The organism is Synechococcus sp. RSCCF101, from assembly GCF_008807075.1.
In the GTDB taxonomy this organism is placed as follows: domain Bacteria; phylum Cyanobacteriota; class Cyanobacteriia; order PCC-6307; family Cyanobiaceae; genus RSCCF101.
In genome coordinates this window covers 671248-696824 of sequence record NZ_CP035632.1, presented here as the reverse complement: position 1 = coordinate 696824, position 25577 = coordinate 671248, and the positions used below count along the sequence as shown (strand labels likewise).

The following is a 25577-nucleotide window of genomic DNA, read 5'->3' as shown; positions in this document are numbered from 1 at the left end:
GACGATTACTGAGGATCTGTTCGGGGGTGAGACCAGACGCATACAGATCCAGGCCATCGTTCACGCGGTTCCCCGCATCCCTCGGATGGAGAGCTTGCCGGCGCACTGGCCTGGGTTGTGAGTGATGCGGGCATCAGCCATGCCGACAAGTTGGCTGCTGCAGCGGATCTCACACTGCCAAGGACATTGCCGGTAGCCATGCGGCTGGGATCTCACGTTCGAGCCGCCAGCGGATCGCCATGGGCCGCTCGCCTTCGTGGGTTTCATATCTGGCGAACCCAAGGCAGCGGAACGGCTGCGTGACACCCCCCGCCCGGCCATCAAGCTTGCGGTGCTCTCGAACAAACAACAGCACGCGACTGCCGCGCTCGGCGTGATGGATGTAACGCTGGCCTGTCGGTGAAGACTTGGTTGTGGTGCTCTGGCTCTCCCAATGGAACTGTGAGGGACCGATGGCCAGGTCTCGGTATCGAGTGGTGGGAGAGAAGAGCGACTCACTCTTCTTGAGGGTCACGAAGAGCAGATCACACTGGCTGGCTTCGTGCCAGAGCACGCCTTCGCGGTGTATCCAAGGGGCTTCGTCGTGAAGGATCCCAAAGGCTGCCTCGATCTCGGCACGGCTGTAGTGCCCGTGGACCCTCAGGGGGATGGGCTGTGCCCATGGCAATGAGTAGAGACGGTGGTCAGCGCGATCGGCCAGCAGCTCCAGCAGCTTCTGAAGTTCGTCGCGCCAGGCAGCGGCTTGCCAGAGCACGTCCAATGCCTCGCGCAGGGACCGCCAGCGGCGGCCGGTCCCGAAGAGCTGCACGGTGAGCATTAACCACTGACGCTGCTCGCGTTCGCCAAGGGCCTCCAGCTTTGGCGGGTAGGGAGCACTCAGGCCGGTGGCGAGGAGGCGGAGCCGGTCGGGGTCGTCGCCGTGGAGTAGGCCAGCAGCGATGGCGCGGGTAAGGCGGTCTTCCTCCGGGTGGGGCCCATCGCTGAGCCAGCCCAGCTGGCGCCGAAGGGCGGTGAAGGAAGCGCCACGGATTCCGTAGAAGTCGGCCGGCTCCATGGCCAGAGCTTCCAGCCAGTTGGCCAGGCCGCTATCCGCTGTGAGCACGGATTCGGCAGCCAAAACCCTCAACTCATCCAGCAACTGGGGCCCGCGGCTGGGCAGGCATTGGCGCAGGTTTGTAAGCACCCGCTCCCTCGCCACCCGGTCGAGCACCAGTCGGCACCCCGGCGGCAGGAATGGGAAGCCCTGCTCAAGCTGTATCTGCAACTGGCGGTGACTACAGCCAAGAAGGGTGCGGTAGCGCAGATCAAAGCGAAAGTGGCGGTGCTGCTGGCCGATGAAATCGAGAACGGTCAGGCAGCTCTTCCCGGTTTCGGGGGAGAGGCGCAGACCTCGACCCAGCTGCTGCAGAAACACCACGGCGCTCTCGGTGGGCCGAAGCAGCAGCACGGTGTCGATGGCAGGGATGTCGAGCCCCTCGTTGAACAGGTCAACCGCGAAGAGGATCTGCAGCTCTCCGGCCTGGAGGCGGCGCAGGGCATCTCGGCGCTCTTCGGAGGGGGTAGAGGCATCGAGCGCCTCAGCCGCGAAGCCGGTCGCGCGGAAGCGCTCCGCCATGAAACGGGCGTGCTCCACGCTCACGCAGAAGCCCAGGGCGCGCATCCGCAGCGGCTCGGCTACGGCCTTCTGCAGCTCACTCAGGATCAGATCCACACGTCGGTGGTCACCGGTGTAGAGCTTGCTGAGCTCGGCCGGCACATAGCCGCCTCGACGCCATTCCAAGGCGGAGAGATCGGTGTCGTCTGCAACGGCGAAATAGTGGAAGGGGCAGAGCAAGCCCTGGTCGAGGGCAGACCAGAGGCGCAGCTCCGCAGCGATGCGGCCGCCGAACCATTGGAGGATGTCGAGCCCATCGGCCCGCTCAGGGGTGGCTGTCAGACCAAGTAGCAACTTGGGACGAAGGTGATCAAGCCAGCGGCGGTAGCTGCTGGCAGCCGCGTGGTGAAACTCGTCAATGATCACGACCTCGAAGCGATCGGCGGGTATTTCACCCAGATCGCGCTGGGCGAGAGACTGCACCGAGGCGAACACGTGGCGCCATTGGTTGGGGACCTCGCCATCCACGTAGAGCTCGCCGAAGGAGGGATCGCGCAGCACCTGACGGAAGGTGGCCACTGCCTGTTGCAGGATCTCCTTGCGATGGGCGATCAGCAGAAGGGACGGCGGATCTGGTGAGGTGAAGTGTTCGTGGAAGTCTGCGTGCAAGCGAGCCAGATCGAAGGCGGCGAGCACGGTTTTGCCGGTACCGGTGGCGGCAACCACCAGGTTGTTCCAGTTGTGGTGGAGGGAGCGCTCGGTGGCAAGCTGATCGAGCATCTCCCGCTGATACGCATAAGGCCGTAGATCGAACCAAACGGGCAGGGCGGTGTCGACAGTGCTGGCCGCATCGCCACGAGCCAGAGCGAGCTGGTGATCAAGTCGGGCCTGCTGATCCTTGGTGGCGTCGTAGGGCTCAAACTCGCCTTCCTCCCAGTAGGCATCGAAGGTGGCTTGGAACTTGGCCAGCATCGCCGGAGTTTCCAGAGCCGCTATGCGCACGTTCCATTCCAGACCATCCACCAGTGCCGCATGAGACAGGTTTGACGAGCCGATGTAGGCCGTGCTGGTGCCACTGGCACGGTGAAAGAGCCAGGCCTTGGCGTGGAGGCGGGTACGGCGGGTGTCGGTACTGACGCGCAGCTGGGCGCCTCGCTCAACCAGCCAATCGAGGGCCTTGCGATCAGTGGCTCCCATGTAGACGGTGGTCAGCACGCGAAGGGGCCGGCCGGCGTTGAGGTGGGCGCTCAGCTGCTCCTGGAGCAGGCGCAGACCGCTCCACTTGATGAAGGCACAGAGCAGGTCGATGCGATCGGCCGATGGACACTCCGCTTCCAGGGCCTGCCCGATGCTGGGCTCGCTGGGAGCGTTGATCAGGAGGGTGCCATCGGCGAGGGGGATCAGGGGACGGGTTAGTGGGCTTTGGTTCGGTAGTAGCGGCGCAGCACGCCATTCCTGCAGCAGCCGGGCACTGGGGTGCAGCTGGTCTGCGCGGCTGATGGCATTGGGTGCTTCCTTCTGAAGCAAAGCCACGATCTGATTCACCAGCGCCAGTTGCTTCTGCTGACGTTGGTTCTCTGGCAAGGCGGCCAAGGCGATCTCGCTGAGCTGACGCAGATAGCGGGCCAAACGTGCGGGAGCTTCAGCCGGGTCGAGATGAGGAGGCTCCTCCTGCAACCCTGCTGGCTGCTCAGCAAGAGCTTCGTGCCATGACTCACTCAGTAGGTGGTCATAGAGGCCAGGGGTGAGATCCTGCGGGCGCATGGGTTGGGGCCGATACAGGAACCGTTCCAGTCGTAGCAACACCGAGGGGGCGTGGCAGTCGTCCGCAAGGATGGTGACTACCAACGAACAATGGTTGAGGCGTTCTCTGGTTCTACTGCATGTGGGACTGCGGCCCCAGGATGAAGGATGTTGCGTGCAGTTGACTGGATCCGACCTCCCTGTTGCTCACCCCTGGTTGTAGATCGTCGTACGGTTGCGTCCCAGCGACTTGGAGCGAGCGAGAGCCTGATCGGCATGTGAAATCAGTTGCTCGGCGGTGCAGTGATAGTTGGCGAAGGTGGCGACGCCCAGACTGGCTGTGATGGTCAGGAGCTGTCCGCCCGTGCTGATCTTCGTCTCCTCGATTCTGCATCGGATCCGTTCGGCAAGGCTGTTGGCGTCCTTGATGGCGGTGTCCGGCAGGGCGGTGATCAGCTCTTCCCCGCCGTAGCGGCCGGACAGATCCGAGTCCCTCGTCTCAGCCAGAAGCACCGCGGCAATCGCCCTGAGCACGTCATCACCGGCGTGATGGCCGTGGCGGTCATTGAGTCGTCTGAACTGATCGAGATCCAGCAGGATCAGCGACAGCTCATGTCCGTACCTGAGCGCGCGACTGTGTTCCCTGGCGTAGCGGCGCTCGAATTCGCGACGCGTGAGCAGAGATGTGAGCGAGTCATGGGTGGCTGTGCGTTTCAGTTCAAGCTCCAGCTCCTTCCTGCGTGTGATGTCGTGAATCATGCCTTCCAGCGCAAGGCTCTCGTTCTCACTGACCGCACGACTGCTGGAGATCTCCGCGTAGCGTGTCTGCCCGCCGGGATGAACGAACGCGTACTCGCCGTGGCAATGATCGGCGTCTCCGCACAGAAGCGCATGCGAGTCCTGCCCGAGGCGCAGCCTGCTCTCGTCTGTCCACTCAACAATGTCCTCCAATCGCCTGGAGAGAGCCTGGGACGCCTCGACGCCGAAGATCGCCTCGAAGCCGTGACTCAGGAATTGCAGGGTTCCTTCCTCGTTGCTTCGGCTGAACACGGCATGCCTCTCGCCCAGGTTGTCGATGAGCTGCTGCAGCCTGTCTTTGGAGGCCTGAATCTGCTGAGTCTTCTGATCCAGCTCGTCTGTGACATCGCCCACCACATCGCAGACTTCCTTCAGCACTGTTCTCAGCAGAGCGGCGTCGTTGTTCATCCAGTCCTGCGGGGCTGGCTGGCTCTGCAATCGATCCAGGCGGAGGACGTCAACCATCACCGTGCTGGTCTCTGCCTGGGCCTCCCTCTGAGGCTGGATCATCCAGTTCTCTGCCGTGTCGCCGAATCGGTTGCAGAGTCCTCTGACGATCCCGAGATCCTGATCAGGCGGATGGGGTGTGGTGCATGTGAGTGAGTATCGGGACTCCGACAGACGCTCGGCGGTGTAACAGCCGATGTCGCCATCGCCGCGATGATGGTGATGGTAGACGTCGTTCAGCGATTCAAGGGCGGCCCACACACTGTTGATCTCTTCGGGCCAGCGCGCCTCGCTGGCGATCCCGCAGCCAAGACAGAAGACCGTTGCATCGCCGAAACGGTCGCGGATCTCCCAGATCGCATCGAGATAGCTCTGAAACGAGAACCAGTCGTCGCTGCTGTTGAGATCAATGCCGCTGGCGATCAGGGCCTGGTGGAAGACACGGCCCAGGCCCGGCCGATCCCTGTCAACACCGACGCCATCGCGGGCGATCTGCATCCCGGGCCCATAGGGCCCGAACGTTCTCTGCCGCTCCATGCTCTGGACACAGCGTTCTCAGTACTTCAACAGTACGAACTGCTGCAGAGGCAGCGTCGCCTCTCTTCTCTGATCGCAATGGTGGCGGCTCAGCCGAACACCCGGCTGAGAATCCCGTGCCGTGGCGCGAGCAGGAAGGCCAGCAGGAACAGAAGGGTCTGCACCACCACGATGCAGCCGGCGGTGGAGCTGTCGGTCCAGTAGCTGATGTACACGCCCAGCAGGCTGGAGAGGATCGCGCTGGCCACCGCCAGCCAGGTCATCCGGTCGAAGCGGTCGGTCAGCAGGTAAGCCGTGGCACCGGGGGTCACCAGCATCGCTACCACCAGGATGATCCCCACCGTCTGCAGCCCGGCCACCGCCGCCAGCGACAGCACCGAGAGCAGCAGGTAATGCAGCACGCCGGTGTTGATGCCGATCGAGCGGGCGTGGGTGGGATCGAAGCAGAACAGCATGAAATCGCGCCGCAGCACCAGCAGCACCGCCAGCACCAGGCCGCTGATCAGCAGGGTCTGCTGGATGTCCTGTGGCGAGATGCCCAGCACATTGCCGAAGAGAATGTGGGTGAGGTCGATGTTGCTGCGCACCTTCGACACCAGCACCAGCCCGAAGGCGAAGAAGCCGGTGAAGACCAGGCCGATCACCGTGTCCTCCTTCACGCGCGACATCTGCTTCACGTAGCCGATCAGCGCCACCGATCCCACACCGAACACGAACGCGCCCAGCGCGAACGGCAGCCCCAGCGCATAGGCCACCACCACGCCCGGCATCACCGCGTGCGACACCGCATCCCCCATCAGGGCCCAGCCCTTCAGGGTCATGTAGCAGGAGAGCAGGCCGCACACGCCCCCCACCAGGGCGCTCACCAGCAGGGCCCGCACCATGAAGGCATGGCTCAGGGGGTCCAGCAGCAGCTCGCTCACGGCCGCCCCTCCGGGCTCGGTGCAGGCCCCTGCAGCAGATCGGGCGGCAGCCCGCCGAAGGTGAGGGCCAGGTTCTCCGGCGTGAACACCTCGGAGGTTTCGCCGTAGGCCAGAACGGTCTTGTTGATCAGCACCACCCGGTCGCAGAAGCTGCGCACGTGGCTCAGATCGTGGGTGGAGATCAGCATCGAGCGCCCCTCGGCCCGGAACTGCTCGAACAGCCCCGCCATCAGCTTCTCGGTGCGCACATCCACGCCGTTGAAGGGTTCATCCAGCAGCAGCACCGAGGCGCCCTGGGCGATCGCCCGGGCCAGAAAGGCCCGCTTGCGCTGGCCGCCGGAGAGGGCCGCGATCGGCCGCTGCCGCAGCTCCGCCAGATCCACCCTCTGCAGGGCCTCCTGCACTGCCAGCCGGTCGGAACGCCGCGGGATCCGCAGCAGATTCATGGCGCCGTAGCGGCCCATCATCACCAGATCCCAGACGTTGATCGGGAAGTCGGTGTCGATGCCCTCGTTCTGGGGCACATAGGCCACGGCCTGCTCCCGCTGGGCCCGGCGCAAGTCGAGTCCGTTGATGCGGATCCGGCCGCTGCTGGGCCGCAGGAACCCCATCAGCGCCTTGAACAGGGTCGTCTTGCCGGCGCCGTTCATGCCCACCAGGCCGCAGATGCAGCCGGGCTCCAGCCGCAGCGAGGCATCGTGCAACGCCACCGTGCCGTGGTACTCCACGCACACCTGATCGGCCTCGATGCGGAAGCGGGCCTCACCCCGGGGGGGCGGTGCGATGGGCATCACGAGTCCTGAGCGGCTCCGGGCATCAGTCCCTGCTGGATCAGACGCACGTTGTGGCGTTGCAAGTCGAGCAGTGTGGGGGCGGGGCCATCGGACTCCGAAAGAGAATCGACATAAAACGTTCCCGCGAAACGGGACCCGCTGGCCCGGGCCACCTCCTCCTGGGCCTCGGAGCTCACCGTGCTCTCGCAGAACACCGCCGGCAGCTGCCGCTCCCGCACCAGATCGATCAGCCGGGCCATCCGTTGCGGCGTGACCTGGCTCTCGGCGTTCACCGGCCAGAGGTAGGCCTCCTCCATTCCGTAGTCGGTGGTGAGGTAGGTGAAGGCCCCCTCGCAGCTCACCAGCACCCGCCGGGATTCCGGCAGCTGCGCCAGCGATTCGCGCAGTTCATCGTCCAGGTCCTGCAGCTGCTTCTTGTAGGTCGCGCCGTTGGCGGCGAAGGCCTCGGCACCGGCCGGATCGAGCTCCGAGAAGGCCTCCACCATCCGGTCCACATAGGCCATCGCCCGGCGCGGCGACATCCAGGCGTGGGGGTTGGGCTTGCCGGCGTAGGCGTCATCGGCGATGAGTAGCGGCTCCATGCCCTCGCTCAGGGTCACGGTGGGCACATCGCCGGCGGCCGCGGTGAACTTCCGCGCCCACAGCTCCAGACCCAGGCCGTTCTCCAGGATCAGATCGGCTCCGCTGGCCTGCTCCACGTCGCTGGGGGTGGGCTGATAGCCGTGAATCTCCGCTCCCTGCTTCGTGATCGAGCGCACCTCGAGCTGGTCACCGGCCACGTTGCGGGCCATGTCGGCCAGCACGGTGAAGGTGGTGAGCACCAGGGGGCGCTCCTCCTGCGGTGCCGCTGCGGGGGCCTCGCTGCTCGGGTCCGGCGACGGCCGGCTGCAGGCGCTGCTGAGGCTGAGGGCGGCGAGGCCGAGGGCGAGCCCCAGGCCGGGTCCAACGCGCAAGACCATTGCGGTGATTGGGTCTCAGCGTAGGCAGGGGCTCAGCGGTGGGACACCGCCACCAGCTGGGCCAGCACCGTCACGGCGGCCGCCGGCAGCAGCTGGGCGCCCGTGAGAGGAGCGCAGCCCAGGGCCCGGCTGGTAGCCGGCACCTGCACCAGGCCCAGCAGGGCCAGCACCGAGCCCGCCGCTGCGGCCAGCGTGGCGGCGTCACCGCCGCTGCGGCCGGCCATCTGGCTCAGCTGGCTGGCCACCAGGGTCAACAGCCCCACCGTGTCGGCCTGATCGGGCCGGGCGCCGGATCGCACCAGCTGCCGCGCCACCAGGGCCGCTGCAGCCGAAATCACGCCGGTGCGCAGGATGTCGCGATCGAGGGCGCGGCCGAGGCTGGCGCTGGGCCCCTCATCGGCCAGAGCGGCCGGATCGCCCTCGGCCGGTGGCCGCACGGCCAGGGTGAGGGCCGGGGCCACATCGGTGAGCAGGTTCACCAGCAGCAGCTGGCGCGTGTTCAGAGCCGAGCGACCCTCCATCAGCGCCGTGGCGGCGGTGAAGCCGATCTCACCGAGGTTGCCCCCCACCAGCAGCGACACCGCATCCCGCACCGAGCGCCACAGGGCCCGGCCCTCGATCACCGCCCGGCCGATGGTCTCGATGCGGCCGTCGGTCACCACCAGATCGGCCGCCCGCCGCGCCGCCTCCGTGGCCCCCTCGCCGAGGGCGATCCCCACCTCGGCCAGGCGGATCGCCGGAGCGTCGTTGGCGCCATCCCCCGTCATCGCCACCACCCGGCCGTCCGCCTGCAGCGCCCGCACCAGGGTCACCTTCTGCTGGGAGGTGACCCGCGCGAACACCGAGCTCCGCCGCACGGCCTTCCGCAACGCCTCCGGATCGAGCCGCTCCAGCTCCGGCCCGGTCAGCAGGGGCCCGGCCTGGGGCAGCTTCAGCTCCGTCGCCACCGCCGCCGCCGTGGCGGGATGGTCGCCGGTGATCACCTTCACCGCCATGCCGGCGGCACGCAGATCCTGCACCGCCTGCCGCGCCGTGGTGCGGATCGGGTCGGCCAGCAGCACGAACCCCAGCAGTTCCAGCCCCCCGATGGCGCTCTCGGCCAGCGGCATGGGCTCGCCAGCGTCTGAGGCCAGCGACCGCTGGGCCACCGCCAGCACCCGCAGGCCCCGCGCCGCGCCCTCCCGCGCCAGGGCCTCCACCCGCGCCCGCTCGCCGGCATCGAGCGGCACGGTGGACCCTCCCGGCCGCCGGCAGCGGTCGCAGGCCGCCAGCAGCACCTCCGGTGAGCCCTTCACGCACAGCTGCCGGCCCCCGGCCCCGGTCTGCCCCAGGCCGGCGTGATAGCCGCGCTCGGGATCGAAGGGCAGACTGTCGATCAGCTGCCACGCCCCCGCCGGCAGGCTCAGCCCCCCGGCGCCCTCCCACAGCGCCCGGTCGGTGGGGTGGGCCAGGGCCTTGCCGGGTTCGGGCACCGGTGTGGCCCGCAGGGCGGTGGCCAGCACCGCCAGACTGCCCGCTCCCAGGCGGCCCAGGGGCTCCAGCCGCTCCAGATCGCACACCTCGCTCAGGGCGATGCGGCCCTCGGTGAGGGTGCCGGTCTTGTCGAGGCAGAGCACATCGGCCCGGCCCAGGGCCTCGATCGCCCGCGGCTGGCGCACCAGCACGTTGTGATCGGCCAGGCGCCGGGCCGCCGCCCCCTGGGCCAGGCCGGCGATCAGGGGCAGCCCCTCGGGCACCGCCGCCACCGTGAGGGCCACCGCATCGGCCAGGGCGCCGCGGGCGTCCTGCCCCCGGGCCACCGCCGCCACCAGCAGGGCCACGCCCGCGGCGGCCGCCACCGGAATCGTGGTGTCGGTGAGGCCGCTGAGGCGCGCCTCCACCCCGGCCGAGAGGCCGGCCTCACCGATCAGCGCCGCCGCCCGCTGTGCCTGGGTGGCCTCCCCCACCGACACCACCAGGGCGCTCGCCTCGCCCGACACCACCGTGGTGCCGGCATGCAGCATCGAGCGGCGATCCGCCAGGGCGGATGCCGGGCAGGCCTCGCTGGCCTTGGTCACCGGGAAGGATTCGCCCGTCAGTGCGGATTCATCCACCTGCAGCCCTTCGGCGCTCAGCAGGCGGCAGTCGGCCGGCACCACCTCGCCGCTGGCCACCAGGATCACCTCCCCCACCCGCAGGCTCTCGGCCTCGCGCCGCTCCAGGCCGGCCGCCCCGCGGACCCACACCGGCGCGGCATGGCGGTCCTGCAGCTGGTTGAGGGCCTGCTCCACCCGCAGGCGCTGGGTACCGCCCACCACCGCATTGAGCCCGAGCACCCCCAGGATCAGCCCCGCATCCAGGGGGGCGCCCACCAGCCCGGAGAGCACGGCGCCGGTGCCGAGGATCGGGGTGAGCGGCGTGTCGAGTTCCGCCAGGATCAGAGAGCTCAGCGATGCGGGCCGGTCCGGGTCCTCGCGGGGGCGGTTCCCGTCCAGCAGCGGTGTGGCGCTCTCCCGTTCCGCCGCGGCGTCCATGGCCTCCAGGGCCTCCTCCACACTCAGCTCGTGCCAGGCGATCGGATCGCTGGCCGGCAGCGGCGCCCGGTCGCCCACCGAGCGGGCCAGCCGGAGGCCGTTGGCCACCGCCACCAGGCTCAGCAGATTGGTGGCCTGGTTCACGCCGGCGCTGGTGGGGGCACTGAGGCCGTCCAGGCAGAGGGTGAGCCCCACCACGGCATCGAGGGCGGCGGTGGTGACCCCCTGGGCAGCGCACTCCCGCGCGGTGGCACAGGCTGGCACCAGCAGCCAGCTCACCAGGGCGCCGCTGGGGGCCAGCAGGTGGGCGTGCCACGGCGGCGGGCTGCCGGGGCGGTGGATGCCCACCGCCAGATCGGCGGCGGCGAGGGCGGGCAGGCTGCCGTCCGCCAGCACCATCACGGTGTGCCCCTCAGCCTGCAGGCCGCGCAGGGCCTCGAGCGAGCCGGGGCCCTGGGGCACCTGCCGCAGGCCGTTGGCCCCAGCCCCCTCGCCCGGATCGTTGGCGCCATCCCGCGCCACCACCGCCTCCAGCCCCGCCTGGCGGATCGCCGCCAGCAGCGCCTCGCCCCAGACCGACTCCAGCAGCGGCGCATCCAGCAGCACCAGATCGATCCGGTCGAGCCGCTCCAGCGCCTCGGGATCCAGCAGCAGGGTGCCGCTGTCCTCCAGCCGGCGGCCCAGCTCCAGGCAGAAGGCGCTGCGGCTGAGCAGGGCGGGCCGGGGCAGGCCCGCCAGCAGGGCCGCCGCCGGGCCCTCCACGTTGCCGAGCGAGGCCAGGCCGAGCCCGAAGGCCCCGAAGGAGAGCAGGGCGGATTTCTCCAGGTGGCGCTCGATCGGCCCCGGCGGAATCGGCCGGGCCCGCTCCGGCAGCTCCGGGATCGCGTGGCGGTGGTCGTCGGGCCGGCCGTTCCAGTGGGCTTCGATCAGCTGCCAGCGCCGGCGCCGTAGCAGCAGGCCCCGCAGGCGCAGCCCCTCCTCCAGCAGGCTCACCAGGGCGCCGGAGAGGCCCCGCAGCAGGGCGAAATCGGCCGCGTTCGCCAGCTTCAGCAGCAGATCGGCGGCGCCGGGGCCGAGGCGCCGCTCCAGGCTGGCCTTCACTGGCGGCAGCGACTCCACCACCCGCAGCACCACCGCCAGGTCGATGCCCAGGCGGGTGGCCACGGGGGTGCTGCGCAGGGCCAGGGCCGCCCCGGTGCCCACCAGCTCCACCGCGATCTCCGAGAGGGAGCGCAGGATCGGCTCCACGTCGGCCGGGTGGTCCCTGTGCCTGGGTCCCGGCCCGTCGCCGCCGCCGTCGTCTCCCCGCGCGGCGGTCGCCGCCCGATCGGCCAGGGCGCGCTCCAGCCGGGCGATGCGGCTCAGAACGTCCTGGGGGTCCCGCTCCACATCCGGCCCGTGCACCACCACGCGTGCGGTGTCGGCGTTCCAGCGGGCCCAGTCCACGCCGCTGCGGCCCTCAAGCTCGTCCCGCAGGGACTGGGCGAAGGCCGTGTGAGCCGCCGCCGGCGGCCTGGCTTCCGCATGCAGCCGGGAGCCGCTCCGCCAGACCCGCCGGCCGTCGCTGCGGGCGGCCAGCAGCAGCTGGGCGGCGAGATCGGCGAGATCGGCGAGATCCGGAACCATGGCCTCCGCCTCCATGGCGTCACGATGACAACGCCGCTCATCAGCGGCATCCCGACAGGGCTGGTTGTCATCTGCGCCGGGCCCTCACCGGAGCGCTGCGACGCTTTGTGACCGGCCCGAGGACAGCCGGGCAGCCGATTTCTAGCGTCGGGCCATCGGCCGGAGCAGCCTCTGGCGGCCAGGCCGGCGATGACCCATGGAGCGGCTGATGGGATCCGACCACAACGAGGCGCCCATGGACGACAAGGATCTGCTGCAGGCGGCCCTGAGGGTGCTGCTGGGCGCGAGCGGAGCCCAGGCGGCTGGCCCTGCCACCAACGGCGCCGCTCCCCAGACCCCCTACGCCAGCAACGGCTGGCAGCCCGCCAACGGCACGGGCAGCTGGCAGGCGGCCAATGGCAACGGCAGCTCGGCCGGCTGGGCCGACCCGCCCAGGCAGGCCCCACCAGCTGCGCCCCAGCCCACCTCCACGATGCAGCAGGCCCTGATCTGGCTGGCGATCGGGGCCGCCATCGCCTACATCCTCAGCGACCGGGAGATCCGCGACAAGCTGCTCCGCCAGATGATGAAGCTCTACTCCGATGTGGTGGTGGGCTTCGAGGAGATGAAGGCCACCGTGTCCGATATGAAGGCCGAGGTCGATGCCGGTCACGCCAGCAGCAACAGCAGCGCCTCCTGAGCGCCTCGCCGGCGCCGGCTTCTCCGGGCTGACGCTGCTGCACGCCCTGCCCGGTCGGCTGCGCTGGCGCTACGACCTGCCCCTTAGCGGCGACGGGCAGGAGCTCGATGCCGCCCGCCTGCGGCGCCGGCTGCTGGAGCAGCCCGGCATCCACGAGGTGACCCTCAGCCCGGCGATCCATTCCCTCGGCATCCGCTTCGACCCCGCCGCGCTGGATCGCGAGCGCCTCGAACGACTGCTGCTGGAGGAGCCCCTGCCCCTGCGGCCCCGCCTCGCTGCCCCCCGAGCGACGGCAGCGACCGCGCCGCGGCGCTGGGGGGGCTGAACCTGCTGCTCAATCCGCTGCTGCCGCAGAAGCTGCAGACGCCGGCGGCCGCCCTCACCGCCCTGCCCGTCTGGGGCCAGGCCTGGCAGGAGCTGGGCCGGCTGCATCTCGGCTCCCACCTGCTGGAGGCCTCAGCGGTGCTGGTGTCGCTGCTGCGCGGCGACCGCGGTGCCGCCAACACCACCACGGCCCTGCTGCTGCTGGGCGAACACCTGGAGGCCGGCATCCGGCGTCGCTCCGATGCCCTGCTGCTCGCCCTGCTGCGCCCGCTGGACGATCACGTGGACCTGCTGGTCGATGGCCATCAGCAGCGCTGCCCGCTCGAGGCACTCCGCGGCGGCGAGAGCGTGGTGGTGGAGCATGGCAGCGTGATTCCGGTCGATGGCACCGTGCTCAGCGGTGAGGCCAGCGTCGATGAAGCCGCCATGACCGGCGAGAGCCTGCCGGTGACCCGCCGGCGGGGCGACCGGGTCATGTCCGGCACCGCGGTGCTCGAGGGGCGGCTGATCATCTACGCCGAGCGGGTCGGCGCCCAGACGGCGGCCTCCCGCATCGGCGCCCTGGTGGAGACGGCGCTCACTTCCAAGGGGGAGGTGCAGCTGCAGGCCTCCGCCCTGGCCGACCGCCTGGTGCCGGCGGTGTTCGGCCTGGCGCTGCTCACCCAGCTGGCCAGCGGTGACTGGACGCGCACCGCCGCCGTGCTCCAGGCCGACTACTGCTGCGCCCTCAAGCTGGCGATCCCCGTGGCCTTCAAGGCGGCCATGGCCCGGGCCGGCCGGCGCGGCTGCCTGATCAAGGGAGCCGCCGCGCTGGAACGCCTCGCCGCCGTGGACACGGTGGTGTTCGACAAGACCGGAACCCTCACCACCGGTCGTCTCGCGGTGACCGACAGCCTCTCCTTCGACGGCGGCACCAGCGCCGACGACCTGCTCAGCCTGGCGGCCTCGATCGAGGAGCACAGCGTCCACCCGCTGGCCCTGGCTGTGGTGGAGGCGGCCTGCGGCCGGGGCTACCACCACTTCCGCCACAGCGAGGTGGAGTTCATCGTGGCCCACGGTGTGGCCGCCACCATCCAGGGGGAGCGGGTCGTGGTGGGCTCGCGCCACTTCGTGGTGGAGGACGAGGGGGTGGACGACACCCCCCATCGCGCCGCGATCGAGGCGCTGTGGCGCCAGGGCAAGAGCCTCCTCTACATCGGCCGTGGCCGCCGTCTGATCGGAGTGCTCGCCCTGGAGGACCAGGTGCGGGCCGGCAGCGCCGCCACGGTGGCGCGGCTCCGCTCCCTCGGCGTGAAGGAGGTGCTGATGCTCAGCGGCGATCAGCGCGATGTGGCCGAGCGGATCGCGGCCCACTGCGGCCTCGACCGGAGCCTGGCCGAGCTGCTTCCCGAACAGAAGGCCGAGATCGTGCGGGCGCTCTGCCGCGACGGCCGGACCGTGCTGTTCGTGGGCGATGGCATCAACGACGCCCCCGCCCTGGCGGCCGCCGATGTGGGGCTGGCGATGCAGCGCGGCGCCGACATCGCCCAGCTCTCGGCCGACATCACCCTCCTGGAGGACGACATCGGCTGTGTGGCCGAGGCGATGGAGCTGGCCGGCTGTGCCATGGGCCGTGTGCAGCGCAACGCGGAAGCCACGGTGGTGGTCAACACCGGCCTGCTCATCAGTGCGGCCCTGGGCGGTCTCACGCCGGTGCAGGCCTCGCTCCTCCACAACGGCAGCACCCTGCTGGTGCTGCTCAGTGCCCTGCTGGCGGGCAGCGCCACTTCGGAGACGGGACCGGCGACCGGACAGCAGCCGCACTGAACCGTTGCTGCACAAATGATGCGCGGCTGCGTATCAGCTGCGCGGTGCCGATGTGCTGTTCCGAACCGGCTGAGTTTGTCGTCTCATTAGTTTGTGGCGGGACGAATTCGTGGGCCGGTGTGATGCACTGGCCCCGTTTTTCTGCCGTCCCGTTTCTGCCCTCCCGGATGGCCGGAGTCAGACCTGCCCGGCGGCCGTGATGCCACCTTTCACATGCGTGAGGGCCGTGCCTTCGAGGAACTGCTGGTCGAGCAGCAGCAGGGCAGCGGTGTTGTCCCCGGCGAGGCGCAGACGCTTGCGCACGAAGCGGGCTTCCGCCTCCTCCTGGATCTGCTCGTTGACGAACCAGTCGAGCATGGCGGTGGCGCTGCGCTCCATGCCGCTCTCGGCCAGGCTGTAGAGATCGTTGATCGAGGCGGTGACCCCCTTCTCCATCTCGAACACCTGGTCGAAGAGCTGCTGCACCGATGGCCAGGAGCGCTCGGGCGAGTGAATCGTGGGCAGCTCCACCTGTTCGTCGCAGTCCACCAGGTAGGCGATCATCCGCGCGGCATGCTGCCGCTCCTCGTGGCTCTTCTGCAGCATGTACTGGGAGAAGCCGGCCAGGTCCTTCTCCCGCAGCCAGATCGACATGGCCAGATAGGCATGGCTGGCCTGGAATTCCGATGCCAGATGGCTGTTGATCGCTCGGGTGAGCTCCTTCATCGCGGCCTGTGTTGTGGGCTGGAGAGGTCATCTCCTTGCTAGCAACAGCCATGAAAAAAGCCCCCGCAGACGCGGGGGCTCCTGTGCAGGCAGCAGGGTGAACCGGGCCTGAATCAGTCGAAGGATCAGCCGATCGACGGAGCGGTCAGCGCCACGGGCACCGAGCTGGTGGCGGCCAGATCGAGCGGGAAGTTGTGCGCGTTGCGCTCGTGCATCACTTCCATGCCCAGGTTGGCGCGGTTCAGCACGTCAGCCCAGGTGTTCACCACCTTGCCCTGGGTGTCCAGGATGGACTGGTTGAAGTTGAAGCCGTTCAGGTTGAAGGCCATGGTGCTGATGCCCATGGAGGTGAACCAGATGCCCACCACCGGCCAGGCAGCCAGGAAGAAGTGCAGGCTGCGGCTGTTGTTGAAGCTGGCGTATTGGAAGATCAGGCGACCGAAGTAACCGTGGGCAGCCACGATGTTGTAGGTCTCCTCTTCCTGGCCGAACTTGTAGCCATAGTTCTGGCTCTCGCTCTCGGTGGTCTCACGCACCAGCGAGGAGGTCACCAGCGAACCGTGCATGGCGGAGAACAGGCTGCCGCCGAACACACCGGCCACACCCAGCATGTGGAAGGGGTGCATCAGGATGTTGTGCTCAGCCTGGAACACCAGCATGAAGTTGAAGGTGCCGCTGATGCCGAGGGGCATGCCGTCGGAGAAGGAGCCCTGACCGAAGGGATAGATCAGGAACACCGCGAAGGCGGCCGACAGCGGTGCGCTGTAGGCGACGCAGATCCAGGGGCGCATGCCCAGGCGGTAGGAGAGCTCCCACTGGCGTCCCATGTAGGCGGAGATGCCGATCAGGAAGTGGAAGACAACCAGCTGGTAGGGACCGCCGTTGTACAGCCACTCATCCAGGGAAGCGGCTTCCCAGATGGGGTAGAAGTGCAGGCCGATGGCGTTGCTCGAAGGCACAACAGCACCGGAGATGATGTTGTTGCCGTAGATCAGCGAGCCGGCAACGGGCTCACGGATGCCGTCGATGTCCACCGCCGGGGCGGCGATGAAGGCGACGATGTAGCAGATGGTGGCGGTCAGCAGCGTCGGGATCATCAGCACACCGAACCAACCGACGTAGAGACGGTTGTTGGTGGAGGTGACCCAGGAGCAGAAGGAGCTCCAGGCACTGGACCGGCCGCTGCGAATTGCGGTGGCCATGAAGTCAGATGAGGACGGTTAGGGATGTCCTGTGTCCAGGGACCACAGCAGGCACCACGCACACAGAACCTGCTTGACGCTATTCAGACCCCGCTGCCTTGCCTGCCCTGGCGCCACAAAGCAACGCACGACTTCATCTGGCTTCATGTGAATCTGAGTCAACGCAACATTCCGTTGCATTCGCTCGTTACATCCCGTTGGCTGTAGCGGTCTGTCCGGTCGACCAGCGCCTGGCCTGCTCGAGGAAGCCGGCCCAGTCGAGTCGTTCGCTGTCCGCGGCCCGAGCCACCAGCAGCGGCGCCTCGCGCCTGAGCCGCTCCAGGTCATCTCCCGACAGCCCCTGGGACCGTGCGAGGAGGTCGGCCATCGACCGTCCCACCACCCGTGTGAGGTAGGCGGCGCTCAGACCCTGCATCGCTCCGGCCACCAGCCAGCTCGTTCCGTCCAGCTTGGCCAGCCCCAGCAGGGCCTCGCTGCTCCACTCCACCACTCCCAGCGCCAGGGCGGCCTTGCCCAGCTCGGCGGCGGCCTCCTTCAGCTGATCCAGGCTCCAGCTGCACTGCCAGAGCGTGGCCATCTCCTTCAGCATCAGTCCGTTGGCCACCGTGGCGGCCAGCAGGTCCACGGCCGGAACCGGCGAGGCGACCACCGCAGCGGCCACGGCCCACTGGGTCGTCTGCACCAGATCCCGGCAGCGCTCGCGCCGCAGCCGTTCCAGCTCGCACTGCCACTGGTGATCGAGATGGCGCAGCAGGCGGCCCTCGGTGCGGCGGATCCGCTGCCGCGGCTGCTCCATCAGGCTGGCGCGCACCTCAGCCAGCGCCGGGCCGGTTCCCCCGGCATCCGCTCCGCCGCCGGTCCAGACATCCAGCAAGGTCCAGGAGCGCCCCTGGGGCAGCTGGGCCTGCACCTCCTCGGCGCCTCCCTCGCGGCTCAGGGCGCTGCGGGTGGCGGCTAGATCGCTGCGCAGCAGCAGCCACACCGGCATCTCCTCCGGCAGGGCCTGCAGCCAGCAGCGATCGGCGGCCGTCAGCGGCAGGGTGATCGCGTACAGCAATCCGTCACAGCGGATCAGGTCGGCCGGCCAGCGATGGCTCGGATCCCGGCTGGTCAGGGGCCGGGCCCGGTGCAGGGTCAGGCCCACCGCTCCCGAGAGCTGCGTCTGCAGCCGGGCGAGCCCGTCGGCGGGAAAGTCCTGCGTGCCCACCACCGCCAGCTCGAGGCCGGCCCGCCCGTGCCGCCCCAGCAGCTGCTCCAGGGCATCGCGCCGCTGGCGGGTCTGCGCCGGTTGCCCATCAGCCCGGACCGGGGCGCCGCCCAGTTCCTGCTCGAGGGTCTCCAGCTGGCTCAGGGAGGCCCGGCAGCGTTCCGTGAGGGGTTCGAGTCCGTCGCCGGCGCGGCCGGGACGACCGGCGGCCGGCTTCGGTCGCCGCCACAGCCAGACCCCACCGGCCAGGGCCACCAGGCTCAGGCCTCCGCCGGAGGCAGGCAGCAGCTGCTGCAGCAGCCAGTCACCGATCAGGAGGCCGCCACCGGCCAGCGCCAGGGGCTGCCAGTGGCGGACACAGAGGTCCAAGAGCAGCTGGGATCCGGAGCGGGAGGGATCTGTGGAGCGGGGCAGTGGAGGGGATTCCACGTCCGATGGACCGACGGGCGACACCCATCAGGCAAGCAGATCGGCGGCGAATCGGCGCACCCGGCGCCTGCAGCGGCTCACAGCGGCCAGGATGGTCCGGACCGGTGCCACCAGTGAACGATGCCTCTGCTGCCCGAGTGCAGCGACGCGCAGACGGCCGCCAGCCTGGGTCCTCAGCTGCTGGAGCGGATGCAGGAGTCCCTCTCGCTGCTCCGCAGCAGCCCCGGCTGGCATGGCGGCCTTCCCGTGGGCGTGCTGGATCGCTGCTGGCGGTCGCTGCGGCTGACCAGCCTCGACGACCTGCCGGCCGAGCTGCCTCCGGATGCCAGCGGGGAGGCGCCGGAACTGGTCCGCTACCGCGACTGCCTCGAACGGGGGCTGAGCCGATGGCGGGCGGAGCTGGTCTGCAGGGAGGAGTTCGGCGACGAGCCCTGGCGCTGGGCCCTGCGCCGCTACTGGACGGCCCTCGATGAGACCCGGGGGCGCTGGACGCTGGCCTCCTACCTCGCTCTGCGCCATCGCTACCGGGAGCGGTTCGGGTCAGGGCCGGCGGATCGCTGCTGCCCCGTGCTGATCCTCGCCAGACCCGGGTCCGGAGACAGCCACCAACTGGGCTGGCTGCCTGTCCGCCACCGAGCCATAGGGCACACTTGCCCTCACTGATTTCTGCCCCCGATGGTGGACCACAACGCCTCCTCCTCCGAGAGCTCACCCCAGTCCCAGGAGGGTCGTTCCCGAGGCGGCCGCGGTCCCGGCAACCGTGAGGGGGGCGGCGGGTTCCGCATCCGCCTGAGCGACAACGAGATGCGTGCGGCGCGGGCGGTGCAGGAGGCCTTCGGGCTCCGCTCCACCGTGGCGGTGCTGGGCTTCTCGATCCGCACCATGGGTCAGATGCTCGAGGACGGCCGGCTCGATGAGCTGGTGGCCGAGACGCGCAACCAGGGGGGTCCCCGCCGGGGCCGGGGCGAAGGCGGTGGACGCCGGGGCGAGGGCGGTCGTGACGGCCGCGACCGTGACGGCGGTGGACGCGGCTGGCGCGGAGGCCCCCGCCCGGACCCCTTCGCCCGGCCGCCCCGGCCCGGCCAGGCGGCTCCGGCTCAGGAGGAGAGCCCGGCCGAGCCGGTGGATGCCCCCGCTGCTGATGCCCCCGCCGCTGCTGCGGCTGACGCCGGCGAGAGCACCCCTGCACCCGCAGAAGAGACCGCAGTGGCGGCCGTGGCGGACACGCCCGCGCAACCAGCCGCTGACGAGACGACCGGCAGCTGAAGCCGATGAGCAGACCACGGGTGCTCTCCGGTGTGCAGCCCACCGGCGCCCTGCACCTCGGCAACTGGCTCGGCGCCATCCGCAACTGGGTGGATCTGCAGCACAGCCATGACACCTACGTGTGTGTGGTGGATCTGCACGCCATCACGGTGCCCCACGATCCGGCCCGCCTCGCGGCCGACACCCGCAGCACGGCCGGGCTCTATCTGGCCTGCGGCATGGACCCCGACCTCTGCACGGTGTTCGTGCAGAGCCACGTGAGGGCCCACAGCGAACTCTGCTGGCTGCTGAACTGCATCACCCCCCTCAACTGGCTGGAGCGGATGATCCAGTTCAGGGAGAAGGCCGTGAAGCAGGGCGACAACGTGTCGGTGGGGCTGCTCGACTACCCCGTGCTGATGGCCGCGGACATCCTTCTCTATGACGCCGATCTGGTGCCGGTGGGCGAGGACCAGAAGCAGCACCTCGAGCTCGCCCGCGACATCGCCCAGCAGCGCATCAACAGCGGCTTCGGCAGCGAGGACCATCCGATCCTCAAGGTGCCCGAACCGCTGATCCTCAAACAGGGTGCCCGGGTGATGAGCCTCACCGATGCCCGGCAGAAGATGAGCAAGAGCGACCCGAATGAGGGGAGCCGCATCAACCTGCTCGATCCGCCGGATCTGGTGCGGCGCAAGATCAAACGGGCCAAGACCGATCCGGTCATGGGGCTGGAAGCCGGCAATCCGGAGCGCCCGGAGGCCAGCAACCTGCTCGGCCTCTACGCCTCCCTCACGGCGCAGACCACCGCTGAGGCGGAGCAGGCCTGCGAGGGGATGGGGTGGGGGCGCTTCAAGCCCCTGCTGGCCGATGCCGCCGTGGCCGCCCTTGAGCCGATCCAGAAGCGGCATGCCGAACTGATGCAGGATCCCGCCTACCTCGATGGTGTGCTGGCGGCGGGCGCCGAACAGGCCTCCCGCGTGGCGGACGCCACCCTCGCCCGGGTTCAGACCGCCCTCGGGCTGCTCGGAACAGCTGCCTCGCGCTGATCAGCGTCTGTTCCACCGATCACCCCAGCTGATCGGTTCGTCGTCGGATCGGCCTGTCCATTCCGCCGCAGCGGTGTCACCAGGCCGCTGACCCGCAGCCTCCGCCCCCGATGCGATGTCCGCCCAGGTCAGTGGTGACGCGACCTCCGGCGGGCGAAGCCCGTAACGCGAGCGAAGAAATCCTGATTTGCTTAACGCTCTCGGCGTCCCTGTCAAGAGCAGTTGTGCCGCACTCGCTCGTGATCTGTGCCGGACGCCACACTCAGGCGTCTTGATTTGTCACAGCGCATTGCCCTCACCCCGCACTGGTCCCCTGCTCTGTGCCCTGCAGCGGCGCCTGCCCACCGGCCTCGCCCTGCGCGGCATGGGTGTGGCCACGGGTGTGGCGATGCTCGCCGGCATGGGCTCCACCGGTGAGGCCGAGCGGCTGGGGGAGCGTCTGTCCAACACCGCCCGGCTCGAGCGCATGCTCCTCGCTGCGCCCAACCCCGAACCCGAGCCGCAGCCCCTCAGTCGGGCCGCTCTGGTCGACAACGGTGATGCTGCCGATGGCGTGTACCGCATCACCCCGGAGCGCCGGGCCCTGCTGAACACGATCCGTTACGCGGAGGGCACCTGGCTGGAGGGCAGCGATCGCGGCTACCGGATCCTCTACGGCGGTGGTGAGTTCCAGGATCTGGCCCGCCATCCCGAGCGGGTGGTGGTGCGCCGCTACAGCAGCGCCGCCGCCGGCGCGTATCAGTTCCTTCCTGCCACCTGGAGCGCCGCGGCTCAGAAGCTCAGCCTGCGCAGCTTTGAACCGCAGGCCCAGGATCAGGCGGCCCTCTATCTGGTGGAGAAGCGCGGCGCCCTGGCCGAGCTCGACCGGGACGGCCTCACCGATGGGGTGATGGCCCGTCTGGCACCCGAGTGGGCCTCCTTCCCGACCCGTGCCGGCGTCAGCGCCTACGGCCAGCCGGTGAAGGGCCACCGTGAACTGGCCGCCTTCTACGACAGCAACCTGCAGGAGCTGCGCCGCAACCGACTGGCAGCCCTGGCGTCCCAGGAGAGCCCGCTGCCCTCCTCACGCCGACGGATCCGGCGCAGCTGAACCACATACACTTCCACTCCGATTCCGCCCCGCCGTTGAAGACCGCTGTGGACGCCATCCCCTCCGCCCCCGAGGCGGCGCGTGAGACCGCAGCGGTGAAGCTTCCGAAGACCAGCGAGAGCGACCGGTTGCTGCGCATCCGCCACTCCATGAGCCATGTGATGGCCATGGCGGTGCAGGCCCTGTTCCCGAAGGCCCAGGTCACGATCGGCCCCTGGACGGAGAACGGCTTCTATTACGACTTCGATAATCCCGAGCCCTTCACGGAAGCGGATCTCAAGGCCATCAGGAAACAGATGGTGCGGATCATCAAGCGCCGTCTGCCGCTCGAGCGGATCGAGGTGAGCCGGGAGGAGGCGCGGCGGCGGATCGAGGCCCAGAACGAGCCCTACAAGCTCGAGATCCTCGAGGGGCTGCAGGAGCCCATCACGCTCTACACCCTGGGCGAGCAGTGGTGGGATCTCTGCGCCGGCCCCCATGTGGCCGACACCGGTGAACTCAACCCGGCCGCCTTCGAGCTGGAGAGTGTGGCCGGGGCCTACTGGCGCGGCGATGAGACCAGGGCTCAGCTCCAGCGCATCTACGGCACCGCCTGGGAAACGCCCGAGCAGCTGGCGGAGCACCAGCGCCGGCGTCAGGAGGCCCTGCGCCGCGATCACCGGCGGCTGGGCACCGGTCTCGATCTGTTCTCGATCGAGGAGGAGGCCGGGGCCGGCCTGGTGTTCTGGCACCCCCGCGGCGCCCGCATGCGGCTGCTGATCGAGGAGTTCTGGCGCCAGGCTCACTTCGAGGCGGGCTACGAGCTGCTCTACACGCCCCATGTGGCCGATCTGGGTCTCTGGAAGACCTCGGGCCACCTCGATTTCTATGCCGAGAGCATGTTTGGCCCGATGGCGGTGGATGAGCGGCAGTACCAGCTCAAGCCGATGAACTGCCCCTTCCACGTGCTCACCTACTCCAGCCGGCTGCGCAGCTATCGGGAGCTGCCGATCCGCTGGGCCGAGCTGGGCACCGTGTATCGCTACGAGCGACCGGGCGTCATGCACGGCCTGATGCGGGTGCGGGGCTTCACGCAGGACGACGCCCACGTGTTCTGCCTGCACGATCAGATCAGCGATGAGATTCTCGCCGTGCTCGATCTGACCGAGCGCATCCTGTCCCAGTTCGACTTCCGCAACTACATCGTCAAGCTCTCCACCCGACCGGAGAAGGCCATCGGTGAGGACGCCGTCTGGGATCTGGCCACGAAGGGACTGATCGAGGCCCTCGAGCGCAAGGGCTGGGCGTACACGGTGGATGAGGGGGGCGGCGCCTTCTACGGGCCGAAGATCGATCTCAAGATCGAGGACGCCATCGGCCGCGAGTGGCAGTGCTCCACCATCCAGCTCGATTTCAACCTGCCCGAACGGTTCAACCTCGAGTACGTGGCGGCGGACGGCAGCCGGCAGCGGCCGATCATGATCCACCGGGCCATCTTCGGCTCCCTGGAACGGTTCTTCGGGATCATGACCGAGAACTACGCCGGCGATTTCCCCTTCTGGCTGGCGGCTGAGCAGATCCGACTGCTGCCGGTCACCGACGAGGTGCGGCCCTATGCCGAGGACGTGCAGCGTCAGCTTCGGCAGGCGGGGGTCCGGGCCGCGGTCGACCTCAGCGGCGACCGCCTCGGCAAGCAGATCCGCAACGGCGAGAAGCTGCGCATCCCGGCCCTGGGGGTCATCGGTGCCAAGGAGGCGGAAGCCGGTAGCGTCAGCGTGCGCAGCCGGCACGGTGGTGAGCACGGGGCCGTGCCGCTCAACCGGCTGATCGAGGCCGCCGGCGCCGCCAATGCCGCCCGGGCCACTGCCCTGGCGCTGTGAGCACCGTTCTGGCAGGGGATCTCGGCGGCACCAAGACGCTGCTGGGTCTCTACCGCGCCGAGAACGGTCGCCTGCGCCAGCTGGTGCGCCGGCGCTACGCCTCGGCTGAATGGAGCTCCCTCGGCCCGATGCTGGCCGACTTCCTGGCCGGTCTGCCCTCCGGCAGCGAAACCCCCTCCGCAGCCTGTCTGGCCGTGGCCGGCCCGGTGCAGCGGGGCGAGGCCCGCATCACCAACCTGCCCTGGACCCTGGAGCGGGAGGCCCTGGCCAGCCAGGCCGGCGTCGCAGCGCTGGAGCTGGTCAACGACTTCGCTGTGCTCGTCCACGGCCTGCCCCATCTGGAGCCCCATCAGCAGGTCACCCTGCAGCCGCCCGGAGAGGCCGCCGATCCGGCCGGTCCTGTGGCGATCATCGGAGCCGGGACGGGTCTGGGGGTGGCCCGCGGGCTGCCCGGCCCCGATGGCCTGGAGGCCCTGGCCAGCGAAGGCGGCCACCGGGAGTTCGCCCCCCGCAACGAGGAGGAGTGGCAGCTGAGCCGCTGGCTGCTGCGGCAGCTGGATCTCGATCGCCTCTCCACCGAACGCATCGCCAGCGGCACCGGACTGGGCTGGATCGCCCTCTGGCTGCTCGACACCTCCCCCGCCGAGCACCCCCTGCGGGATGCCGCCCTGGCCTGGCGGGCGGGCATCGGAGCCGATGGCGATCGCCCCGACCTGCCGGCCCTGGTGTCGCAGGCCGCCGACGCCGGTGACCCGCTGGCCGGCCGGGCGCTCGAGCTCTGGCTCGGGGCCTACGGCTCGGCCGCCGGCGATCTGGCCCTGCACGAACTGGCCACCGGCGGCCTCTGGATCGCCGGCGGCACGGCCGCCAAGCAGCTGGACCGGCTCCGCAGCCCGGCCTTCCTCGCACCGCTGCGGACGAAGGGCCGGTTCCGCCCCCTGCTGGAGCAGATTCCGGTGCGGGTGCTGCTGGAACCGGATGCCGGACTGTTCAGCGCAGCCTGCCGTGCCCTCCGGGTGGGACACTGACCCAGCGACACCCCATCCCGATGGCGCGCCCACGCATCGGCCAGAGCGTGGTGGCCGACGTTCCGGCCACCACGGCCAACCTGGGACCAGGCTTTGACTGCCTGGGTGCGGCGCTGGATCTCAACAACCGCTTCGAACTGCGCTGCATCGAAGGCGGGGCCGAGCGGTTCGAGCTGATCATCGAGGGCAGCGAAGGCAGCCACCTCCGCGGTGGTCCCGACAACCTCGTCTACCGGGCCGCCCAGCGGGTCTGGAGGGAGGCGGGCCTGGAGCCGGTGGCCCTGGAGGCCCGGGTGCGGCTGGCCGTGCCCCCCGCCCGCGGCCTCGGCAGCAGCGCCACGGCGATCGTGGCGGGGCTGATGGGAGCCAACGCCCTGGCCGGCGAGCCCCTGAGCCTGGAGAAGCTGCTGGAGTTGGCCATCGACATCGAGGGCCACCCGGACAACGTGGTGCCCTCCCTGCTCGGGGGCCTCTGCCTCACCGCCAAGGCGGCCTCGCGCCGCTGGCGCGTGGTGCGCTGCGAATGGTCCGACAAGGTCGGGCTGGTGGTGGCGATTCCGGCGATGCGCCTGTCCACCTCCGAGGCCCGACGGGCCCTGCCCCGCTCGGTGTCGGTGAAGGATGCGGTGGTCAACCTGGGCTCCCTCACCCTGCTGCTGCAGGGGCTGCGCACCGGCAACGGCAACCTGATCGCGGATGGCATGCACGATCGCCTGCACGAGCCCTACCGCTGGGGGCTGATCCGTGGCGGTCGGGACGTGCAGGCGGCCTGCGTCGAGGCCGGAGCCTGGGGCTGCGCCATCAGCGGCGCCGGCCCCAGCCTGCTGGCCCTGTGCCCGCCGGAACTGGCCGGCCGGGTCAGCCGGGCCATGGTGCAGGCCTGGGAGTCGGCCGGGGTGGCCAGCCGCGCGCCGGTGCTCTCGATCCAGAGCCGGGGCAGCCAGTGGCAGGAGACCGTGGCCTGATTCGCCGGCCCGGCGGTGGGTTGATCACTCCCATCAGCAGAACCGAAGACACCAA

Annotated in this window: 19 protein-coding genes; 10 read left to right on the top strand and 9 right to left on the bottom strand. The window is 69.5% G+C overall.

The features are described from left to right. Positions 1-169: 169 nt before the first annotated feature. From EVJ50_RS03385 to EVJ50_RS03360, 6 genes are all read right to left on the bottom strand, one after another. Positions 170-3358: a DEAD/DEAH box helicase gene (locus tag EVJ50_RS03385; RefSeq protein ID WP_150882362.1), complete on the bottom strand. Its 3189-nt coding sequence runs from the start codon at positions 3356-3358 to the stop codon at positions 170-172. Positions 3359-3544: 186 nt separating this feature from the next. Further along, positions 3545-4843 carry a sensor domain-containing diguanylate cyclase gene (locus EVJ50_RS03380; RefSeq protein WP_191964852.1) on the bottom strand — a complete coding sequence of 433 codons (1299 nt, stop codon included), beginning with the start codon at positions 4841-4843 and terminating at the stop codon, positions 3545-3547. Between the two features lie 365 nt (positions 4844-5208). Continuing rightward, a complete protein-coding gene (locus tag EVJ50_RS03375; RefSeq protein WP_150884821.1) occupies positions 5209-6003 on the bottom strand; it encodes a metal ABC transporter permease in 795 nt (264 codons plus the stop codon). Between the two features lie 35 nt (positions 6004-6038). Then, positions 6039-6833 carry a metal ABC transporter ATP-binding protein gene (locus EVJ50_RS03370; RefSeq protein ID WP_150882360.1) on the bottom strand — a complete coding sequence of 265 codons (795 nt, stop codon included), beginning with the start codon at positions 6831-6833 and terminating at the stop codon, positions 6039-6041. Continuing rightward, positions 6833-7795, bottom strand: a complete 963-nt coding sequence (locus EVJ50_RS03365) for a metal ABC transporter substrate-binding protein (protein ID WP_150882359.1) — start codon at positions 7793-7795, stop codon at positions 6833-6835. The genes EVJ50_RS03370 and EVJ50_RS03365 overlap by 1 nt, the downstream gene beginning before the upstream one ends. A gap of 32 nt (positions 7796-7827) precedes the next feature. Continuing rightward, the gene (locus EVJ50_RS03360) at positions 7828-11949 is read right to left on the bottom strand and encodes a cation-translocating P-type ATPase (RefSeq protein WP_150882358.1); all 4122 of its coding nucleotides are present in this window, start codon (positions 11947-11949) and stop codon (positions 7828-7830) included. Positions 11950-12130: 181 nt separating this feature from the next. Between EVJ50_RS03360 and EVJ50_RS03355 the strand changes: the two genes are divergently transcribed. The 3 genes from EVJ50_RS03355 (at position 12131) to EVJ50_RS03345 (ending at position 14743) form a co-directional block, all read left to right on the top strand. Further along, the gene (locus EVJ50_RS03355) at positions 12131-12613 is read left to right on the top strand and encodes a YtxH domain-containing protein (protein ID WP_191964851.1); all 483 of its coding nucleotides are present in this window, start codon (positions 12131-12133) and stop codon (positions 12611-12613) included. After that, complete coding sequence (locus EVJ50_RS03350) at positions 12576-12938, top strand: hypothetical protein (RefSeq protein WP_150882356.1); 363 nt, start codon at positions 12576-12578, stop codon at positions 12936-12938. The genes EVJ50_RS03355 and EVJ50_RS03350 overlap by 38 nt, the downstream gene beginning before the upstream one ends. A 137-nt stretch (positions 12939-13075) precedes the next feature. Then, complete coding sequence (locus EVJ50_RS03345) at positions 13076-14743, top strand: heavy metal translocating P-type ATPase (protein ID WP_255452587.1); 1668 nt, start codon at positions 13076-13078, stop codon at positions 14741-14743. Between the two features lie 177 nt (positions 14744-14920). On the opposite strand, the gene EVJ50_RS03340 is transcribed toward EVJ50_RS03345, so the two are convergent. The 3 genes from EVJ50_RS03340 to EVJ50_RS03330 form a co-directional block, all read right to left on the bottom strand. Next, positions 14921-15448 (bottom strand): ferritin, encoded by a 528-nt coding sequence (locus tag EVJ50_RS03340; RefSeq protein WP_150882354.1) that lies wholly within the window; start codon positions 15446-15448, stop codon positions 14921-14923. Positions 15449-15573: 125 nt separating this feature from the next. Then, on the bottom strand, positions 15574-16650 hold the full coding sequence (gene psbA, locus EVJ50_RS03335) for a photosystem II q(b) protein (RefSeq protein WP_150882353.1): 1077 nt from the start codon (positions 16648-16650) through the stop codon (positions 15574-15576). Positions 16651-16837: 187 nt separating this feature from the next. Further along, positions 16838-18226: a YcjF family protein gene (locus EVJ50_RS03330; RefSeq protein ID WP_150882352.1), complete on the bottom strand. Its 1389-nt coding sequence runs from the start codon at positions 18224-18226 to the stop codon at positions 16838-16840. Between the two features lie 180 nt (positions 18227-18406). On the opposite strand from EVJ50_RS03330, the gene EVJ50_RS03325 reads away from it, so the two are divergent. From EVJ50_RS03325 to thrB, 7 genes are all read left to right on the top strand, one after another. Next, entirely contained in the window at positions 18407-18949 is a 543-nt protein-coding gene (locus EVJ50_RS03325) for a hypothetical protein (protein WP_150882351.1), read from the top strand. Between the two features lie 12 nt (positions 18950-18961). Beyond that, a complete protein-coding gene (locus EVJ50_RS14860) occupies positions 18962-19552 on the top strand; it encodes a hypothetical protein (RefSeq protein WP_225323058.1) in 591 nt (196 codons plus the stop codon). A gap of 5 nt (positions 19553-19557) precedes the next feature. Further along, the gene (trpS, locus tag EVJ50_RS03315) at positions 19558-20580 is read left to right on the top strand and encodes a tryptophan--tRNA ligase (RefSeq protein WP_150882350.1); all 1023 of its coding nucleotides are present in this window, start codon (positions 19558-19560) and stop codon (positions 20578-20580) included. A gap of 289 nt (positions 20581-20869) precedes the next feature. Next, positions 20870-21670 carry a glycoside hydrolase family 104 protein gene (locus EVJ50_RS03310; protein ID WP_225323057.1) on the top strand — a complete coding sequence of 267 codons (801 nt, stop codon included), beginning with the start codon at positions 20870-20872 and terminating at the stop codon, positions 21668-21670. Between the two features lie 149 nt (positions 21671-21819). Then, on the top strand, positions 21820-23529 hold the full coding sequence (gene thrS / locus EVJ50_RS03305; RefSeq protein ID WP_225323148.1) for a threonine--tRNA ligase: 1710 nt from the start codon (positions 21820-21822) through the stop codon (positions 23527-23529). Further along, the gene (locus EVJ50_RS03300; RefSeq protein WP_150882348.1) at positions 23526-24557 is read left to right on the top strand and encodes a glucokinase; all 1032 of its coding nucleotides are present in this window, start codon (positions 23526-23528) and stop codon (positions 24555-24557) included. The genes thrS and EVJ50_RS03300 overlap by 4 nt, the downstream gene beginning before the upstream one ends. 20 nt (positions 24558-24577) lie before the next feature. Beyond that, positions 24578-25522: a homoserine kinase gene (gene thrB / locus EVJ50_RS03295; RefSeq protein WP_150882347.1), complete on the top strand. Its 945-nt coding sequence runs from the start codon at positions 24578-24580 to the stop codon at positions 25520-25522. Positions 25523-25577 lie beyond the last annotated feature (55 nt).

Excerpts from the sequence above, each read along its gene's own strand:
- EVJ50_RS03385 (WP_150882362.1), bottom strand. The coding sequence starts at position 3,358 with ATGCGCCCGCAGGATCTCACCCCTGGCCTCTATGACCACCTACTGAGT.
- thrB (WP_150882347.1), top strand. The coding sequence starts at position 24,578 with ATGGCGCGCCCACGCATCGGCCAGAGCGTGGTGGCCGACGTTCCGGCC.
- psbA (WP_150882353.1), bottom strand. The coding sequence starts at position 16,650 with ATGGCCACCGCAATTCGCAGCGGCCGGTCCAGTGCCTGGAGCTCCTTC.
- EVJ50_RS03370 (WP_150882360.1), bottom strand. The coding sequence starts at position 6,833 with ATGCCCATCGCACCGCCCCCCCGGGGTGAGGCCCGCTTCCGCATCGAG.
- EVJ50_RS14860 (WP_225323058.1), top strand. The coding sequence starts at position 18,962 with ATGGTGGACCACAACGCCTCCTCCTCCGAGAGCTCACCCCAGTCCCAG.
- EVJ50_RS03355 (WP_191964851.1), top strand. The coding sequence starts at position 12,131 with ATGGAGCGGCTGATGGGATCCGACCACAACGAGGCGCCCATGGACGAC.
- EVJ50_RS03340 (WP_150882354.1), bottom strand. The coding sequence starts at position 15,448 with ATGAAGGAGCTCACCCGAGCGATCAACAGCCATCTGGCATCGGAATTC.
- trpS (WP_150882350.1), top strand. The coding sequence starts at position 19,558 with ATGAGCAGACCACGGGTGCTCTCCGGTGTGCAGCCCACCGGCGCCCTG.
- EVJ50_RS03365 (WP_150882359.1), bottom strand. The coding sequence starts at position 7,795 with ATGGTCTTGCGCGTTGGACCCGGCCTGGGGCTCGCCCTCGGCCTCGCC.
- EVJ50_RS03360 (WP_150882358.1), bottom strand. The coding sequence starts at position 11,949 with ATGGAGGCGGAGGCCATGGTTCCGGATCTCGCCGATCTCGCCGATCTC.
- EVJ50_RS03325 (WP_150882351.1), top strand. The coding sequence starts at position 18,407 with ATGCCTCTGCTGCCCGAGTGCAGCGACGCGCAGACGGCCGCCAGCCTG.
- EVJ50_RS03375 (WP_150884821.1), bottom strand. The coding sequence starts at position 6,003 with ATGGTGCGGGCCCTGCTGGTGAGCGCCCTGGTGGGGGGCGTGTGCGGC.
- thrS (WP_225323148.1), top strand. The coding sequence starts at position 21,820 with ATGAGCCATGTGATGGCCATGGCGGTGCAGGCCCTGTTCCCGAAGGCC.
- EVJ50_RS03350 (WP_150882356.1), top strand. The coding sequence starts at position 12,576 with ATGCCGGTCACGCCAGCAGCAACAGCAGCGCCTCCTGAGCGCCTCGCC.